18 protein-coding genes are annotated in these 17,394 nt (G+C 68.5%); 7 read left to right on the plus strand and 11 right to left on the minus strand.

Annotated features, from left to right (window positions below):
* Positions 1-53 precede the first annotated feature (53 nt).
* Positions 54-2,105 carry an ATP-dependent DNA helicase RecG gene (gene recG / locus AC07U4_RS23610; protein WP_495197389.1) on the plus strand — a complete coding sequence of 684 codons (2,052 nt, stop codon included), beginning with the start codon at positions 54-56 and terminating at the stop codon, positions 2,103-2,105.
* A gap of 278 nt (positions 2,106-2,383) precedes the next feature.
* Here recG and AC07U4_RS23615 read toward each other — a convergent pair whose 3' ends face one another.
* The 4 genes from AC07U4_RS23615 to serS all read right to left on the minus strand — a co-directional run bounded on the left by AC07U4_RS23615 (position 2,384) and on the right by serS (position 6,471).
* Positions 2,384-2,689: a PilZ domain-containing protein gene (locus tag AC07U4_RS23615; RefSeq protein ID WP_245640787.1), complete on the minus strand. Its 306-nt coding sequence runs from the start codon at positions 2,687-2,689 to the stop codon at positions 2,384-2,386.
* A 76-nt stretch (positions 2,690-2,765) separates the two neighbouring features.
* Entirely contained in the window at positions 2,766-3,995 is a 1,230-nt protein-coding gene (tyrS, locus tag AC07U4_RS23620; RefSeq protein ID WP_495197390.1) for a tyrosine--tRNA ligase, read from the minus strand.
* A 54-nt stretch (positions 3,996-4,049) separates the two neighbouring features.
* Complete coding sequence (locus AC07U4_RS23625; protein WP_495197391.1) at positions 4,050-5,186, minus strand: peptidoglycan DD-metalloendopeptidase family protein; 1,137 nt, start codon at positions 5,184-5,186, stop codon at positions 4,050-4,052.
* Positions 5,187-5,190: 4 nt separating this feature from the next.
* Positions 5,191-6,471 (minus strand): serine--tRNA ligase, encoded by a 1,281-nt coding sequence (gene serS / locus AC07U4_RS23630; protein WP_495197392.1) that lies wholly within the window; start codon positions 6,469-6,471, stop codon positions 5,191-5,193.
* Between the two features lie 101 nt (positions 6,472-6,572).
* On the opposite strand from serS, the gene AC07U4_RS23635 reads away from it, so the two are divergent.
* Positions 6,573-7,004, plus strand: coding sequence for a host attachment family protein (locus AC07U4_RS23635; RefSeq protein WP_038658288.1), 432 nt, complete (start codon positions 6,573-6,575; stop codon positions 7,002-7,004).
* Positions 7,005-7,067: 63 nt separating this feature from the next.
* Here the strand turns inward: AC07U4_RS23635 and AC07U4_RS23640 are convergent, their stop codons facing one another.
* The gene (locus AC07U4_RS23640; RefSeq protein ID WP_495197393.1) at positions 7,068-7,955 is read right to left on the minus strand and encodes a hypothetical protein; all 888 of its coding nucleotides are present in this window, start codon (positions 7,953-7,955) and stop codon (positions 7,068-7,070) included.
* A 439-nt stretch (positions 7,956-8,394) separates the two neighbouring features.
* Here AC07U4_RS23640 and dksA point away from each other — a divergent pair, with 439 nt between their 5' ends.
* Complete coding sequence (gene dksA / locus AC07U4_RS23645; protein ID WP_038658291.1) at positions 8,395-8,859, plus strand: RNA polymerase-binding protein DksA; 465 nt, start codon at positions 8,395-8,397, stop codon at positions 8,857-8,859.
* An 84-nt stretch (positions 8,860-8,943) separates the two neighbouring features.
* Complete coding sequence (locus tag AC07U4_RS23650; RefSeq protein ID WP_052075440.1) at positions 8,944-9,282, plus strand: PilZ domain-containing protein; 339 nt, start codon at positions 8,944-8,946, stop codon at positions 9,280-9,282.
* Between the two features lie 89 nt (positions 9,283-9,371).
* Here AC07U4_RS23650 and AC07U4_RS23655 read toward each other — a convergent pair whose 3' ends face one another.
* A complete protein-coding gene (locus AC07U4_RS23655; protein ID WP_081974265.1) occupies positions 9,372-9,527 on the minus strand; it encodes a DUF465 domain-containing protein in 156 nt (51 codons plus the stop codon).
* A gap of 169 nt (positions 9,528-9,696) precedes the next feature.
* Here AC07U4_RS23655 and AC07U4_RS23660 point away from each other — a divergent pair, with 169 nt between their 5' ends.
* Together AC07U4_RS23660 and AC07U4_RS23665 are read left to right on the plus strand one after the other, a co-directional pair.
* Entirely contained in the window at positions 9,697-9,894 is a 198-nt protein-coding gene (locus tag AC07U4_RS23660) for a YdcH family protein (protein ID WP_038658294.1), read from the plus strand.
* Positions 9,895-9,993: 99 nt separating this feature from the next.
* Positions 9,994-10,452 carry a DUF1465 family protein gene (locus AC07U4_RS23665; RefSeq protein WP_495181069.1) on the plus strand — a complete coding sequence of 153 codons (459 nt, stop codon included), beginning with the start codon at positions 9,994-9,996 and terminating at the stop codon, positions 10,450-10,452.
* Between the two features lie 186 nt (positions 10,453-10,638).
* Here the strand turns inward: AC07U4_RS23665 and AC07U4_RS23670 are convergent, their stop codons facing one another.
* Positions 10,639-11,595, minus strand: a complete 957-nt coding sequence (locus tag AC07U4_RS23670) for an NAD(P)H-dependent flavin oxidoreductase (protein ID WP_137898642.1) — start codon at positions 11,593-11,595, stop codon at positions 10,639-10,641.
* A 129-nt stretch (positions 11,596-11,724) separates the two neighbouring features.
* On the opposite strand from AC07U4_RS23670, the gene AC07U4_RS23675 reads away from it, so the two are divergent.
* Positions 11,725-14,310 carry a M1 family metallopeptidase gene (locus tag AC07U4_RS23675; protein WP_495197394.1) on the plus strand — a complete coding sequence of 862 codons (2,586 nt, stop codon included), beginning with the start codon at positions 11,725-11,727 and terminating at the stop codon, positions 14,308-14,310.
* A gap of 39 nt (positions 14,311-14,349) precedes the next feature.
* On the opposite strand, the gene AC07U4_RS23680 is transcribed toward AC07U4_RS23675, so the two are convergent.
* From AC07U4_RS23680 to AC07U4_RS23695, 4 genes are all read right to left on the minus strand, one after another.
* Positions 14,350-14,670 (minus strand): hypothetical protein, encoded by a 321-nt coding sequence (locus AC07U4_RS23680; protein ID WP_156143732.1) that lies wholly within the window; start codon positions 14,668-14,670, stop codon positions 14,350-14,352.
* A 104-nt stretch (positions 14,671-14,774) separates the two neighbouring features.
* The gene (locus tag AC07U4_RS23685) at positions 14,775-15,353 is read right to left on the minus strand and encodes an alpha/beta hydrolase (RefSeq protein ID WP_495181065.1); all 579 of its coding nucleotides are present in this window, start codon (positions 15,351-15,353) and stop codon (positions 14,775-14,777) included.
* Between the two features lie 117 nt (positions 15,354-15,470).
* Positions 15,471-16,280 carry a phosphate/phosphite/phosphonate ABC transporter substrate-binding protein gene (locus tag AC07U4_RS23690; protein WP_495197395.1) on the minus strand — a complete coding sequence of 270 codons (810 nt, stop codon included), beginning with the start codon at positions 16,278-16,280 and terminating at the stop codon, positions 15,471-15,473.
* The gene (locus AC07U4_RS23695) at positions 16,277-17,182 is read right to left on the minus strand and encodes a fatty acid desaturase (RefSeq protein WP_495197396.1); all 906 of its coding nucleotides are present in this window, start codon (positions 17,180-17,182) and stop codon (positions 16,277-16,279) included. The genes AC07U4_RS23690 and AC07U4_RS23695 overlap by 4 nt, the downstream gene beginning before the upstream one ends.
* Positions 17,183-17,394: the final 212 nt, after the last annotated feature.

The raw sequence follows: 17,394 nt of genomic DNA on the forward strand, positions 1-17,394 counted from the left end.
GCCCGGCAACCGCTGGCCGCGGCGGTCGGGTACGGTATAGCGGTCATGTAGTCATGCGCCCCGATATCCTCAATCCGCTGTTCGCCGAGGTCACCGCCCTGAAGGGGGTCGGCCCCGGCCTCGCCAAGCCGCTCGACCGGCTCGGCCTCGCCCGCGTCGTCGACGTCGCCTTCCATCTGCCCAGCGGCTGGATCGATCGCCTGCCGCGCGACGCGCTGGATGTCGCCGATGCCGGCCGCATCATCGCTATCACATTGATTCCACGCGATTATAAGACGAGCGCCGGACGCGGCCCGACCCGCGTCCAGGCCACCGACGCGGCCGGCAATAGCGTGAACTTAGTGTATTTTGGCGGCTCGTCGGGCTGGGTGAAGAAGCTGCTGCCGCTCGGCGAGCCGCGTCGCGTGTCGGGCAAGCTCGAAAGCTACGGCGAGACGCTCCAGATCATCCACCCGGACCTCGGCGAACCCGACGAGGTCTTCCGCGAGCGCGAGGCGATCTATCCGCTGTCGGAAGGCCTGACTTCGCGCCGTCTCGCCGGCTTCGCCGCGCAGGCGATCGAGCGCGCGCCCGAGCTGGCGGAGTGGATCGAGCCCGGCCTCAAGGCCAAGCGCGGCTGGCCCGACTGGCGCGAGGCCTTGCAGCGCATCCACGCCGACCCCGCCGACAAGACCGCCCGCGAACGCCTCGCCTATGACGAGATCTTCGCCAACCAGCTCGCGATGACGCTGGTCCGCGCCGATACGCGCAAGCGGCGGGGCAGGGCGCTGGTCGGCGACGGCCGGCTGCGCGACCTGCTGCGCCTGCCCTACACGCCGACCGGCGCGCAGACCCGCTCGGTGGCGGAGATCGAGGGCGACCTCGCCCAGACCGCGCCGATGCTGCGGCTGCTGCAAGGCGATGTCGGTTCGGGCAAGACGCTGGTCGCCGCCATGTCTCTGCTGATCGCGGTCGAGGCGGGGGCGCAGGGCGCGATGCTCGCCCCCACCGAGATCCTCGCCCGCCAGCATTACGACAGCCTGCGCAAACTGCTCGCCGGCCTGCCGATCAAGATCGCCGTCCTCACCGGCCGCGACAAGGGCAAGGCGCGCGAGGCGACGCTGATGGCGCTCGCCAGCGGCGAGATCGACATCCTCGTCGGCACGCACGCGATCTTTCAGGAGGCGGTCGGCTACAAGGACCTCGGCCTCGTCGTCGTCGATGAGCAGCACCGTTTCGGCGTCGCGCAGCGCATGCTGTTGCAGGCCAAGGGCAAGGCACCGCCGCACCTGCTCGCGATGACCGCGACGCCGATCCCGCGCACGCTGACGCTCGCGCAATATGGCGAGATGGACGTCAGCCGGCTCGACGAGATGCCGCCCGGCCGCGAGCCGATCGAGACGCGCGTTGTCTCCGAAGACCGGCTCGACGAGGTGATCAACGCGATCGGCCGCCATATGGCCGACGGCGGTCAGGCCTATTGGGTCTGCCCGTTGGTGGAGGAAAGCGAGAAGAGCGACCTCGCCGCAGCGGAGATGCGCGCCGAGACGCTGCGCAACCGCTTCGGCGAGCGGATCGGCGTCGTCCACGGCCGGATGAAGCCCGCCGAGAAGGACGCGGTGATGGAAGCCTTCTCCGCCAACCGGCTGAGCGTGCTCGTCGCGACGACGGTGATCGAGGTCGGCGTCGACGTGCCCAATGCGACGCTGATCGTCATCGAACATGCCGATCGCTTCGGTCTCGCCCAGCTCCACCAGCTTCGTGGCCGGGTCGGGCGTGGCGGCGGTCTGTCGCGCTGCCTGCTGCTGCGCGGTTCGGCGCTGAGCGAGACGTCGCGCGCCCGGCTCGCCCTGATGCGCGAGAGCAACGACGGCTTCCGCATCGCCGAGGAGGATCTGCGCCTGCGCGGCGGCGGCGAACTGCTCGGCACCCGCCAGTCGGGCGAGGTGACCTTCCGCCTCGCGCTCCCCGAGATGCTCGCCGACCTGCTGCAATGCGCGCAGGACGACGCCCGGTTGCTGATCGATCGCGACGGCGGGCTGGAGGGACCAAGGGGGCAGGCGGCGCGCGTGGCGCTCTACCTATTCGACCGCGATGCCGGGGTCGCGCTGCTGCGATCGGGGTGACGCGCCCAGAGAAAGCGTGCTTTATCCTCTCCCCTTGTGGGCAGGGCTATCGCATATGAATGATCGAGTGACCCGGGCGACTTGCCAAACCCGATCCGTCACCCCGGCCTTGCGCCGGGGTCCCGCTTCTTCGGACGATGCGAAGAAGCGGGATGCCGGATCAAGTCCGGCATGACGGGGATGTAAATACCGTCGCAAAACTCCGAATAGTCATCTGCGATTGCCCCGCCCCGCAAGGGGGAGGACAAAGCGGGAGCGCCGCGATCCCGCAGGAACCGCTATCCTGCCATCGCCCCCAGCACGGCATGATAGCGGTTCGCGGGGATCGGCCGCTCCAACTGGCAGCCGATCCGGCCGCCCAGCGCCCAGCGCACGACGACGCGGACGTCGCCCACCGCGGGCAGCCGGATGAAGAGCCAGTCGCCGGCACCCACCGCCACGTCGCTGCGGATCATCAGACCCGATGGCGACAGGTTGACGATCAGCACCGTGACTCGACGCTCGTCGGCGAGCATCGCGCTGCTGCGATGATGCACCTCGTCGCGCGGTTCGCTGCGGTCGTCGGACAGGGTCGCTGCAATCACCACCAGACTCCTCCGAAACGATCCTACTCCAGACCATTTCGGACTTATACCTACAGGGTGATGCGTTTACGAGTCCTTACCGTGCCGGGGTGAGCAGCCCGTGCAGCTTCTTGCCCGCCGACACCCGCACCTCGGCCTCGCCGAGCGCGATCGTCGCCGCCTCGTCGCTCACCTTCTCGCCGTCGATGCGCGCGCCGCCACCGGCGATCAGCCGCCGTGCCTCGCCCTTCGACTTGGCGAAGCCGAGCGCGACCAAAGCATCGACCACCGCGATCGACTCGCCGGATACCGCAACGCTCGGCAAGGCATCGCCGCTTGTGCCCTCCTCGAAGGTGCGCCGCGCCGTCTCCGCCGCCTGGTCCGCCGCCGCACGACCGCGGCACATCGCGGTCGCCTCGTTGGCGAGCACCTTCTTCGCCTCGTTGATCTCCGCCCCCGGCAACGCCTCCAGACGCGCGATCTCGTCGAGCGGCAGGTCGGTGAACAATCGCAGGAAGCGGCCGACGTCGCGATCGTCGGTGTTGCGCCAGAACTGCCAGTAATCGAAGTGCGGCAATTGATCCTCGTGCAGCCACACCGCACCGGCCATCGTCTTGCCCATCTTGCCGCCGTCCGCGGTGGTGATCAGCGGCGTGGTGACGCCGAACACCTCGCTGGCGTCCATGCGTCGGGCCAGCTCGATGCCGTTGACGATATTGCCCCATTGATCGCTGCCGCCCATCTGCAACCGGCAGCCGGCGCGCCGCGACAGCTCCAGGAAGTCATAGGCCTGTAGGATCATATAGTTGAATTCGAGGAAGCTCAGCGATTGCTCGCGGTCGAGACGCAGCTTGACCGAGTCGAACGACAGCATCCGGTTGACCGAGAAATGCTGGCCGACGTCGCGCAGGAACGGGATATATTCCAGCCGGTCGAGCCATTCGGCATTGTCGACCATTACCGCATCGGTGGGGCCGTCGCCGAAGGTCAGGAAGCGCTCGAAGATCCGCTTGATCGACGCCACGTTCGCCTTGATGCCATCCTCGCCGAGCAGCTTGCGCGCCTCGTCCTTGAAGCTGGGATCGCCGATCTTGCCGGTACCGCCGCCCATCAGCACGATCGGCTTGTGGCCGGTCTGCTGGAGCCGGCGCAGCAGCATGATCTGGACGAGGCTGCCGACGTGGAGCGACGGCGCGGTCGGGTCGAAGCCGATATAGCCCGGCACCACCGTCTTCGCCGCGAGCGTATCGAGCGCGGCGGCATCGGTGAGCTGGTGGATATAGCCGCGCGAGGCGAGCGTGCTCAGCAGATCGGACTGGTAGGTCATGGCGTGCGGTTAGCAAGCGTTGCGGCGTCCGTCACCCTCCGCGGCGGCGGGACGTCACCGCCTCGGCAACTGGCTTTGCGGATCGACCGGTGTGCGGCCCTTGCGCAATTCGAAATGCAGTTCGGGCTGGTCGGCGAAGCCGGTGTCGCCCGACAGCGCGATCGTCTGGCCGCGCTTGACGCTCTGCCCGCGCTGGACGAGCAGCTTGGCGGCATGGCCGTAGACGCTGGTCCAGCCGTTGCCGTGGCGGACGATGACGAGCCCGCCGAGCGCGGCGATGCCGTCACCGGCATAAGCGACGACCCCGTCGGCGGTCGCATGGATCGGCGTCGACACCGGCACCGCGATCTTGATCCCGTCGTTGCGTTCGCCGCTCTTGCCCGGCCCGAAGCGGCGGACGACCTTGCCGTCGACCGGCCAGACGAAGCCGCCCTGCAACCGTGCCGGTGCCGCGACGACGGCGGTCGGCGGCAGCACGCGGCCGGGGTTGGCGACCGGCTTGGCAGGGGCCTGACGCGGTGCCGCCGCGGGCTCGCCACCGGTCAGGATGTCGTCGATGTCGAGCTTGAACGCCGCCGCGCGATCGGCACGGCTTGGCGCGGCGCCGGGATCGCCGGGGATCAGCACACGCTGCCCGGCGCGCAGCACATAGGGTTCCTCGAGCGCATTGGCGGCGACGATGCGCGACCATTCGACGCCATAGGCGCGGGCGATGGCGATGCCCGTCTCGCCGGGACGGACGAGGTGATAGCGCCCGCCCGGGATGGTCAGCCGCTGGCCGGCGCGGATCGTATAGGGCGGCGCCAGCCCGTTCGCGCGCGCGATCGCCTCCGATCCCGCGCCGGTACGCTCGGCGACGCGGCGCAGCGAATCGCCGGGCGCGACGACATAGCTCTGCTCGGCGACGACCCGCGCATCGGGCGTGACCGGCCGTGCCTCCCACGCCGGGCGCGCCGTGCGCGGCATCGCCACGTCGCCGCGTGCGGCGGGACGGGTCGGCGGCAGGTGGCGAACGGGCGGGGTGGACCGCGGCGGCGGCGGTTCGTTGCGCGGCGGGGGTTCGCTATACTGTGGGGCGCGTTGCGGCGGCGGCGCGCGCTCCACCGATGGCGGCGCATCGACGCTCGGGATACAGGCGGACAGCGTCAGGCCGGCCAGCGCCAGACTGCCTGCGATCCGCCCCCGCGCCATGCCGTCAGCGCTTGGCTTCGAGCCGGTCGAGCCCGCCGAGATACGGCTGGAGCACCGCCGGCACCGCGACCGAGCCGTCCGCCTGCTGGTAATTCTCCAGCACCGCGACCAGCGTCCGGCCGACCGCCAGCCCCGAACCGTTGAGCGTGTGGACGAAGCGCGTCGCCTTCTCCCCCTCGGCACGGTAGCGCGCGTTCATCCGCCGCGCCTGGAAGTCGCCGCAGGTCGAGCAGCTCGAAATCTCGCGATACGTATCCTGCCCCGGCAGCCAGACCTCGAGGTCGTAGGTGCGCCGCGCGGTAAAGCCCATGTCGCCCGCGCACAGCAGCATCCGCCGATAGGGCAGGTCAAGCGCGTCGAGGATGCTCTCGGCACATTGCGTCATCCGCTCGTGCTCCGCCTCGGACGCGTCCTCGGCGACGATCGACACCATCTCGACCTTGTCAAACTGATGCTGGCGGATATAGCCGCGCGTGTCGCGCCCCGCCGCACCCGCTTCCGAGCGGAAGCAGGGCGTCAGCGCGGCGAAGCGCAGCGGAAGCTCGCTTGCCGGCAGGATCGCCTCGCGCACGATATTGGTCAGCGACACCTCGGCGGTCGGGATCAGCCAGCGGCCGTCGGTGGTGCGGAACAGGTCTTCGGCGAATTTGGGCAATTGCCCGGTGCCGAACACCGCCTCGTCCTTGACCAGCAGCGGCGGCGCCACCTCCTCGAAGCCATGGTCGCGGGTCAGCGTGTCGAGCATGAATTGGCCGAGTGCCCGTTGCAGCCGCGCCGCCGGCCCGCGCACCAGCGTGAAGCGCGCGCCGGCGATCGCGACACCGGTCTCGAAATCCAGGCCGATCGCTGGCCCGATCGCGTCATGTTCGCGCGCCGGGAAGGCGAAGGCTGGCGGCGTGCCGCGCTGGTGGACGACGACGTTGCCGCTCTCGTCCTCGCCGGCGGGCACGTCGGCGGCGGGCAGATTGGGCAGGGCGGCGAGCGTCGTGTTCAGCCGCTCCGCCGCACCGGCCTCGCCGGTCTCGAGCTGCGGCAGCAGATCCTTGAGCGCGGCGACCTCGGCCATCAACGCCTGTGCGCGCGCCTCGTCCTTCTGCGCCTTGGCCTGGCCGATCTGCTTCGACAGATCGTTGCGGCGGGTCTGCGCGTCCTGCGCGGCGGCGATCGCGGCGCGGCGCGCATCGTCGAGCGACAGCAGCGCGGCGGCCTGCGGGGCGACGCCGCGGCGGGCGAGGGCGGCGTCGAAAGCGGCGGGATCGTCCCGGATGGCGCGGATGTCGTGCATGATCCGGCGGCTATGCCGCCGCGCCCCCGACCGCGCAAGTCGGCAACCCCATCGCCCTCGGCGGCGTTGACCCCCCGAGTCCAACGATCAGGAGTAACCCGATGCAGGTCCCCCACAATGCCTTCGTACTGGTCGCCGACGGCCGCAAGGCCCTGTTCTTCCGCAACGAGGGCGATGCCGAATTCCCCAACCTGCAGGTCGAACACGCCGAGGAACGCGTCAATCCTGCCGATCGCGACCAGAAGACCGATGCCGCCGGCGGTGCCAGCGCGACGCAGATGGGCACGATGGACGAGGTCGATTTCCATCAGCAGGAGGAGGATCGGTTCGCCGCCGACACCGCCGACATGCTCAAGCGCCGCGCACTCGCCAACGAGTTCGATTCGCTGATCATCGTCGCGCCGCCGAAGACACTTGGCGAGTTGCGTCGCCACTATCACAAGGAGGTCAGCAACCGCCTCGCCGGCGAGCTGGCCAAGGATCTCACCGGTCATCCGGTGCCCGACATCGAGAAGGCGCTCAGCGCCGCCTGACGACAGCCTGATGCGACAAGGGGTGCCGGACGCGAGTCCGGCACCCCTTTGCCTGTCCGTCGATCAGGCCGCCTGTGGCTTGGCGAACCGCTTGCGGGCGATCAGCGCGGCGGCGGCGGCACCGAACAGCAGCACCATCGGCGGGGCCGGCACCGGCGCGGGCGGACCGCCCGACGATCCCGGCGGTCCCGGCGGGCCGCCGTGATGGCCGCTCGACGTCCAGCCACCGTTCGACGACCAGCCGCCGCTGGTGCTCCAGCCCTTCGAGCTCGACCCGTAATTGTTCTGGTTCTGCCCCTGGCCCTGATTCTGGTTCTGATTTTGGCCCTGGTTTTGATTTTGCCCTTGGTTCTGGCTCTGGTTGTTGCTGTTGTTGTTCGTGTTGGAATTCTGGTTGTTGTTCGAATTCTGATTGCTGTTGGAATTGTTGTTATTGTTGTTGATGTCGACGTTGGCGCCACCGGTCGAGCTGCTGGTCGACGACGAGCTCGATATGTTGCCCGACGACGAACTCGACACGTTGCCCGACGACGACGAACTGCCCGACGAGGAACTGCTGGTCGAGCTTGACCCGCCGCTCGACGTCGACGAGATCACGACGCTGCCGCTCGATCCGGACGATCCGCCGCCGAAGAAGCCACCGCCGAACCCGCCGCCAAAGCCGCCGCCGAACCCGCCGCTGCCGCCGACCACCACGGGTACGCCGCCGCCACCGCCGCCGATGAAGCCTTGCGCCGCGGGCAGCGGCACCGGCACGGGCGCCGCCTGGCTGGCCACCGTCACCACCGCGGGGGCGCAGCTCGTCGTGGTCGTCGTGACGACGCGGCGGCGCACACCCTGGCGCTGCACCGCGGCGACCTGCCGCCGCACGACGACGCGCTTCTTGACCTGCTTGACGTAGACGGGTCGGTTCGGTCGCTCGGCGACGTGCACGGCACCGCCACCGATCAACGCTCCCCCGCATGCGCAAGCGCATAATTTCGCCAAGGCCATCCTTACGGACATAAGGTCTCTTTCTCGTTGCTGGTGGCCATGCCCCAGAATCCCGCTCGCAGCACGGCGGTGCTGCCATAGGACAAAGGGCCAAAGAAACGATTAAGTGCAAGAACCTTCGGCACTTTGTCGCACCGATATCGCCTTTTCACCGCGCCGATGTGTCGCGATCGCCGTTAACGTACCAGAGTGGAACAGATGTTTGATTCGCCGTTAACCACGACCGCCCCGTCGCGCCGCGGTCGCATTCTGTCCGCCGGCATGCTGCAATAAAAGAACGCCGAGGCGTACGATTCGGCAACTCTCATCGCTTGTGGTTCCTTTCGGGCGCGATTATAGGCGCTTCAACCATTTGGGGGCGGCCCCGAGGTCATCATGGGGCCGGAGGGAGAGTGGTATGGCAACGCAAGTCAGTCAGATAGACGATGTAACGACCAATCCGCCGGCGGCCAACGATGCCGACGATGGCTATCGACCCAGCAACGACGAACCGTTCATGACGCGGCGTCAGCAGGCGTATTTCCGCAACAAGCTGCTGCGCTGGAAGGATGCGATCCTCCAGGATGCGGCGGGCACGCTCAACCAGCTCCAGGTCGACTCGCTGCGCGAGGCCGATCTCACCGATCGCGCGTCGAGCGAGACCGACTGGTCGATCGAGCTGCGCACCCGCGATCGCCAGCGCAAATTGGTTTCGAAGATCGAGGCGGCGATCCGCCGTATCGACGAGGGCGAATACGGCTATTGCGAAGTGACCGGCGAACCGATCAGCCTCGGCCGGTTGGAGGCGCGTCCGATCGCGACGATGACGCTGGAAGCGCAGGAGCGGCACGAGCGCAACGAGAAGATCTCGCGCGAGGATTGAACCGGCGTGGGCGGTTAACGCTTTCGCCACCATCGGCCATTAGGCGCCGGCGCCTAATCCCGCACGGTCACACAGGCTTCGTTTATGGACAGCTACTCCCACGACCCGTTCGACAAGGCCGATGCGGCCGGTGGGTCGCAGCGCAGCCGTTCGCGCGACAGCCTGTTCCTCATGGCGCAATTGCGCTTCGAGGAGGAGACGACGGTCCGCGACGTGCGCGTCCGCAATCTGTCGGAGGGCGGGCTGATGGTCGACTGCGCCCGCGTCAAGGAGCCGGGAACGCCGGTTTCGCTGGAGCTGCGCGGTATCGGCAAGGTGACCGGCAAGGTCGCCTGGTGCACCGAAGGCCGGATCGGCATCGCGCTCGACTCGCCGATCGATCCCAAGAAGGCCCGCAAGCCGGTGAGCGGGGCCAAAGGATAAGGCGGGATCGACCGTCGGGGCATCTGAGCAGGGGTCCTGCATGACCCTGATGCAAAAGGCCCCTCCGCGACGGGAGGGGCCGAAGGGCCTTACAGGCCGCTGAGCTCTTCCTTGAGCTTCAGCTTCTTGCGTTTCAGGTCGGTGAGGATTGCGGCGTCGGGCAACGGGCGGTGGACCTCGTCGGCGATGCGGCGGTCGAGCGCGGCATGCTTGGTCTCCAGTGCCTGTTGATGCGTCGTCTGCATTTCGGTTCCTCCTGATGCATGCGTGTTGGGGGACTGAGTAAACCATCGAAGAGGTTAAAAGTCCTCATCGCAAAGCGACGAACGCGATTAGCCGAGTGGCTACGTGCGACGACTTGGTCCGCGCCCGCGGCTGGGCTAGGGGAGCCACGCAGGCGGCAGGGGATTAGGCATGGACGAAGCACAGATCATCGCCCGGCTCGACGCGCTGCGCACCGAACATCGCGATCTGGATGCCGCGATCGACGCGCTCACCGCGACCGGCGTGCCCGACCAGTTGCAGGTCGCGCGACTCAAGAAGCGCAAGCTGCGGCTGCGCGACGAGATCGCCAATTGCGAGGATCAACTGATCCCCGACATCATCGCCTGAGATTATTTTGCCCCGGACCGAATCACTTCGGCACAATCGGCACAATCGGGACCGTTGCGGCACCTGTCCAAGCCGGGGGGCTTGTGCCACCCAACGGTCATGACCCGCAGCAGCAGCGAATCACGCATCCACGATCGTCTGATCGACTCGCTTTATACCGAGGCGATGCTGCTCGCCGACGAGGCGCGCGACTATTTTGACAGCGAGGGCCGGCTGGAGCGCGAGACGCTCGATCCGCTGATCCGCGTCGGCTTCTCGTGTGAATCGCTCAAGATCACCACGCGGTTGATGCACGTCATCGCCTGGCTGCTCACCCAGCGTGCCATCGACGCCGGCGAGATCAAGCCGCGCGAGGCACTCGACCCGACGCGCCGGCTCGGCAGCGCGCCGCAGTTCGACGCCGATCTCGTCCGCGCGCTGCCGGTGCGCGCGCAGGGTCTGGTCGCCGCCAGCGCCAATCTCCATCGCCGCGTCGGCCTGCTCGACGATGCGCAGGTGCCGCACCCGACGCCGAGCCCGGTCCACCATCTCCACGATCGTCTCGCGCTGGCCTTCTGACCCGCGGTCTGTCCTACATCGTCGACGCCCGCTAGACCGAGGGTATGGCGCCCCCGATCTCCTCCAACGTATTCTCCCCAGCCTGCAACGGAAGGGCTGGCGTCATGTCAAAAACGGAAACGATCTGGGCTGATCGTTTCCGTTAAGGTGTCCATCTTGTCCATGTCGTCCAACACGACGCACGGCTTAGCCGAGCAGGCGCGCCTTCGCTGCGGCATATTCCGCCCCGAATCGTGCGACGCGGTCGGCGACGCTCTCGACCTTGTCGATCACGCCGATGCCCTGTCCGGACCCCCAGATGTCGCGCCACGCCTTGGCCTTGCTGCCGTCGCCGCCGCCGAAATTCATCGTCTTGAGGTCACCCTCGGGCAGATTGTCGGGGTCGAGCCCCGATGCGGCGATCGAACTGCGCAGGTAATTGCCGTGCACGCCGGTGAACAGATTGGAATAGACGATGTCGGCCGCGCGGCTGTCGACGATCGACGCCTTATAGTCGGGCGCGGCATTCGCCTCTTCCGTCGCGATGAACGGCGAGCCGATATAAGCGAAATCGGCGCCCATCGCCTGCGCTGCGAGGATCGCACCGCCGCTGGCGATCGATCCCGACAGTGCCAGCGGTCCGTCGAACCATTGGCGGATTTCCTGCACGATCGCGAACGGCGACAGCGTGCCGGCATGGCCGCCGGCACCCGCCGCGACCGCGATCAGCCCGTCCGCGCCTTTCTCGATCGCCTTGCGCGCGAAGCGGTCGTCGATCACGTCGTGGAGCGTGATGCCGCCCCAGCCGTGCACCGCGGTATTGAGGTCCTCGCGCGCACCGAGCGAGGTAATGACGATCGGCACCCGCCATTTGGCGCAGGTGGCGAGGTCCTGCTCCAGCCGATCGTTCGACTTGTGGACGATCTGGTTGACCGCGAACGGCGCGGCGGGCGCCTCGGGATGGTCGCGGTCGTGCGCGGCCAGTTCCTCGGTGATCCGGTGGAGCCATTCGTCCAGCAGCGCCTGCGGCCGCGCGTTAAGCGCCGGGAACGAGCCGACGATCCCCGCCTTGCATTGCGCGATCACCAATTCGGGACCGGAGATGATGAACAGCGGCGAACCGATCACGGGCAGGCGCAGGCGGTCGAAGATCGGGGGTGTCATGGCGGCGGTTTCCTCTCAGGATCGGTTGTTTAGCGCAACCGATCGGCCTGTCCAGCAAGCCCCGTCTTGCCCGCGCCGCCCAAAGGCGTATGGGCCGAATGATACAGTGTTTCCGGAGTATATCCTTCCATGAAGCTAGCCGTCGCCGCCGCCCTTGCCCTGACCGTCTCCACCCCCGCGCTCGCCGCCGGCAGCCTGCCCGCGACCGTCGTCCCGGTGCTCTACGACATCGACGTCACGCCGAATGCGCAGGCGATGACCTTCACCGGCAGCGAGACCGTCGAGATCGACGTCAAGGCGGCGACCGGGACGATCACGCTCAACGCCGCCGACCTGGCGATCGCCGCGGCGACGTTCGACGGCAAGGCGGTGCCCTTCGCGCTCGACAAGGACAAACAGCAGCTCGTCCTGACGTTGCCCGCGGCGGCGAAGGTCGGCCGCCACACCGTCGGCTTCCGCTGGAGCGGCAAGATCAACCAGTCCGCCGCCGGCCTGTTCGCGATCGATTACACCAATCAGGACGGCTCGAAGGCGCGGATGCTCGCGACGCAGTTCGAGGCGCCGGATGCGCGCCGTTTCGCGCCGATGTGGGACGAGCCCGCGTTCAAGGCGAAATTCCGGCTGAAGGCGACCGCGCCCGCTGGCCAGCTCGCTTTCTCCAACATGCCCGCCGCCTCGGTGGCGAAGCAGGCGGACGGCACCCAGCTCTACAGCTTCGCCGAGACGCCGGTGATGTCGAGCTATCTGCTCTACCTCGGCATGGGCGATCTGGAGCGCAAGACGGTACAGGCGGGGAACGTCGAGATCGGCGTGATCACGCGTCGCGGCGTCGTCGACCAGGGCGATTACGCGCTGGCCGAAGCGAAGCGGCTATTGCCCTATTACAACAGCTACTTCGGCCAGCCCTATCCGCTGCCCAAGCTCGACATGGTCGCCGGGCCGGGGTCCAGCCAGTTCTTCGGGGCGATGGAGAATTGGGGCGCGATCTTCTATTTCGAGCCCGAATTGCTGTTCGACCCCAAGCGCGCCACCGAAAGCGGCCTTCAACGCATCTTCACCGTCGTCGCGCATGAGATGGCGCACCAATGGTTCGGCGACCTCGTCACGATGAAATGGTGGGACGACCTCTGGCTCAACGAGGGGTTCGCCTCGTGGATGGAGAACAAGTCTGCCGCCGACCTCAATCCGGCGTGGAAGGCCGATGCGGCCGCGGTGTCGACCGATCGCGAGGCGGCGATGGGCATTGACGCGACCGCCGCGACGCATCCGATCATCCGCAAGATCGAGACCGTCGACCAGATCGGCGAGGCGTTCGACGGCATCACCTATTCCAAGGGGCAGGCCGTCATCGGCATGCTCGAATCGACGCTCGGCCCCGACAAGTTCCGCGACGGCATCCGCCGCTACATGGCCAAATACAAGTTCGGCAACACCGTGACCGAGCAGCTCTGGGCCGAGCTGTCGGCCGCGGCCGGCCAGCCGGTGGCGGAGATCGCCCACGGCTATACGCTGCAGGGCGGCGTGCCGCTGGTGACGCTGACCGGGACGCGCTGCACCGGCGGCACCACCACGGCGACGCTGGCGCAGGGCCGCTTCGGTCTCGACGCGGCGTCGAAGACGCCGCAGACGTGGCAGGTGCCGCTGGTCGTCGCGACGATCGGTGGCGGCGAGACGCGGACGATCGTCACCGGCCCGGCGACCACCGTCTCGGTCAAGGGTTGCGGCACGTTGCTGCTCAACAAGGGCAAGGGCAGCTACACCCGCGTGCTCTACGACCAGCCCGGCCATGACGCTCTGGTTCGCGACTATACGCGGCTGCCGCTCGAGGATCGGCTCGGCACGCTCGCCGACGATTATGCTTTGGCGGCGGGGGGATATCAGGACCTGTCGCGCTATTTCGCGGTGATGGGTCAGGTTGGCGCCGGCGCCGATCCGCTCGAATGGTCGCTGGTTTCCGGCCGGCTCGGCGGACTCAACGGGCTGTTCGAGGGGACGCCGCTGGCCACGCCGCTGCGCGCGCGCACCGTCGCGATCCTCGGTCCGGTCCTCCAACGCATCGGCTACACCGCCCGGGCGGACGAATCGCCGCTGGTCGGCAATCTGCGCGAGAATCTGGTCGGCCAGCTCGGCGCCAACGGCGATCCGGAGGTGCTGCGCCAGGCGCGCAGCTACGTCGCCAAGCTGGCCACCGATCCGACCGCGATCCCGCCGGCGATCCGCCAGCCGATCCTCGCCACCTTCGCCGCCAATGCGAGCGCGGCGGACTGGGACCTGCTGTTGCGCCTCACCAAGGCGGAGACCAATCCGGTCGCCAAGAACCGCTTCGTCTCGTTGCTCGGCTACGCCAAGGACGATGCGCTGGCGACGCGCGCGCTGGAGTTGCTCAAGACCGACACGTTCACCGCGCCGCAGCGTGCCGCGCTGCTGCGCGCGGTGTCGGGCGAACATCCCGACATGACGTTCGACTGGGCGGTGGCGAACCGCGCGCTGGTCGAGGGGTTCATCGAGGACAGCAGCAAGGCAAGCTTCATCGTCGGCCTCGGCGGCGGCTCGGTCGATCCGGCGATGCCCGGCAAGATCAATGCCTTCGCCGCGACGATGCCGGAAACCTCGCGGGGTCCCGCCAAGCGGGTGGTGTCGAGCATCGCCGTCCGCAAGGCAGCGGCGGAGCGCCTGCGTCCGGCCGTCCAGACCTGGCTCGGCAAGAGCGCCTGACCGGGCAGGGGGCGGCCTCGCGGCCGCTCCCTCGTCGGATCAACCGCCGGCGCGAGCCGGAATGCCGGTGACTTCCGCCACCCCGTCGTCACCGAGTGCGACCAGCCACGCGCTGCCCTCGATGCACCGCACCGCCCATACCGGCTTGCCCTTGCGATCGGCTTGGCGGGTTACCGCAGCGACGCCCTGGCACGGCTGTTTGGCATCGTCGATCGCCCGGTAAAGCACGCCGTTGAGCTGCCGCGGCGGCAGCGCGGTGACCTTGGCGATATAGCCGGTTTCCTTGGGTGCGGCGCTGGCGATATTGGCGGCCTGCGGTTCGGGTTGCGATCCGCAGCCGGTCAGGGCCGCGGCCAGCATCAGCATCAATCCATTTCGCATTGCCGTCTCCATCGTCCTGTCCGCCCGAAGATAGGCGGGGGAGGCCGGGATCGACAAGGCTCCGTGTGAGGCTCCGGGGCGCTTCAGCGCCAGCCGGTGATCGCCCGCCCGCGGTCGACGTCGTGGTCGACCACTTGCTGGGTCAGGCGCAGGAACAGCCGCTGCGCCTGCCGCCATGCGACCGCGCCCGCGCGCCGGTCGCGAACGCGATCGCCGACGACCAGCCGGCTGCCCCAATCGTCGACCGCCGCCGCCAGATCGTCGGGCGCGCCGCCGGGGCGGATCACCAGCGAAGGAAAGGGCAGACGCGATCGGGGGGAGGCGAACAGGTCGCCCGCATCGGCCGGCGGCGCGAACAGCAGCGCGCCGGCGACCTTGCGGACGTCGTCGGTCGGCGACAGCCGCGCCCACCATGCGCTCGCCGCGCAGCCCAGTCCCTCGGCGACGATCAGCACGCGCGCATCGGCCTCGCGCACCGCCCGGTCGAGCTTCGCCGCCCAGATGTTGCGCGTCGCCGGCGAGCGCGCATCGAGCGGCACCGCACCCGATCCGCCTGCGGGCCAGCCGAACATGCGCTGCCACGCGGGCGTCTCCTCCCCGTCGCCGATCGTGACGATCGACAGGCGGGGGTCGGCGAAGGGCAGGGCGGCGATAGCGGTCATGCGCGTCTCACTCCTCAACGCCGGGCGACTCGGCGAAGGTCGAAGTATGAACGCTTCCTGACGCCGGACCAGCCCCGATGCGCTCTGGCGCGCCGAAGCGGGCGGCGGGCGGGACGATCATCGCAGCAGCGGGTAGCCGAGCGCGATCGCATCGCGCTCCGCCGATCGGACGGGCGCCAGTGCATTCTCGTCCGCTGGTACGACATCCCGCAGGAACAGCGCGTCGCGGGCGGTCGCGAGCGTCGGATCGGCGATCACCGCCGCAAGCGCCGCCCGGATCGCGGCGAGGTGCGCGTCCGACGACGCCGCGGCGGTGACGAAGGGCAGCGCCGGGGTGGCGCCCGTCGTCGCGATCACCCGCAGCCGCCCGGTCGACACCGGCTCATGGCGTCGCAGCGCCGCCCAGGTCACGCAGTCGATCGCGGCGCAATCGACCTCGCCGCGGACGATCGCCTCGGCACTGGCTTGGTGGCTCCCCGTCACGACGACCTGCGAGAAGAACGCCGCCGCGTCGGCCAGCGGTGCCACGACGGCACGCAACAGGTTCATGCCGGTGTTGGAGGCCGGCGTGTTGATCGCCACCCGCGATCCCCGCAAGTCGGCGACGGCATCGATCCGATCCGCCGCCCGCACGACGATCACGCTGCGGTGGCTCGTTCCGTCGCAGCCGGGGGCGTCATAGGTCGGCAGCGCGACCACCCGCACCGCCGGCGCGTCGGCGGCGGTCAACGGATAGCCGCACGCCTGCGCGAACAGCAGGCGAGCGTCGTACCAGATCGCCTCAACCGATCGCGACCGGTCGAGATCGTCGGGCACGCCGGGAATGCCCGCGACCCGCAGCCGATGTGCGAGACCGCGCCAGAGCGCGTCGTTTGCCGCTCGCTGTGCCGGGTGATCGTACATCCCGAGCGACGCGACCAGCGTCACGCCGCGTGATCCGGCCGATAGGCGGGATGGTGCAGATCGTCGTGTGCACGGAACGCAAAGCGACGCAGCACCTCGCCATATCCGCGATAGATGCGGCCGCCCTCGGCGACGAACCGGTCGCGGTGCGCGCGGTGGTAGGCGGGCAGGCGATACCACGGCAGGCCCGGCCGCTCGTGATGCGCGACATGAAGATTGTTGTTGAGGAACAGCAAGGCGAAAGGTCCTCCACGCTCGACGATCGCCGCATGGGCGGTGGTTGCGAGGTCGGCGCGATGCTCGGCATAGCTGCGCAACAGCGTCAACGCGATGCCGGGATAGACGAAGGCGACCAGATAGGTGCCGATCGGCAGGCCGACATGGCCGAGCCACGCGAGCAGCAGCGCCACCCCCGCCAGATGCGGCAGCCAGTCGCGTGCGACCGCGCCTGGCGCGCGCCTCATCCGCCCGATCTCGCCGGCGAGGAACCGCCCGATCACGATCGCCGGTCCGAAGACCAACTGACCGATCAGGGTCGCCTGCACCGCCGCCAGCCGCCGCGCCACGCCGCGACCGGCATGATAGCGCGATTCGGGATCGGCGGCGGGATCGGTGATCGCGCCGCAGCCGTGATGGGCGAGATGCGAGCGCCGGTAGATCGCATAGGGCAGGTACAGGCTCAGCGGCGGCATGCCGATCATGTCATTGAGCAGCCGACGATCGGTCGGATGACCGTGGATCGTCTCATGCTGCAACGACCCCTGCCAGCCGACGATCGCCCCGCCGAGCAACGTCAGTACCGGCAGCGGCAGCAGCGCATGCCAGGCGGTGAGCGCCAGCCACCCACCGTAGACGACGATTGCGACGGCGATCGTCGGCCAGTCGACGGCCGCGGAGGCACGTCGTTGAGGATCGGAGCGAGGCATACAGTCTCCTGACGTTCTCCCATCAATCTCCACGCTTTCGATAGGATTTGGCAAGCCAAGGCCTGCTTGTCACGGAGATCGCTCAGCTTGTTGGGTACGGGGCATCGTCAAGCGGCGCTTCCTCGGCTAGCGAACGGCTGCGGCCGTCGATGGCCTCGCGAAGACGGAGCAGACAGACGATGCCGAAGACGTTGGTAACCGGGGCGGCGGGT

Source organism: Sphingomonas sp. GW821-FHT02B09, assembly GCF_059421875.1.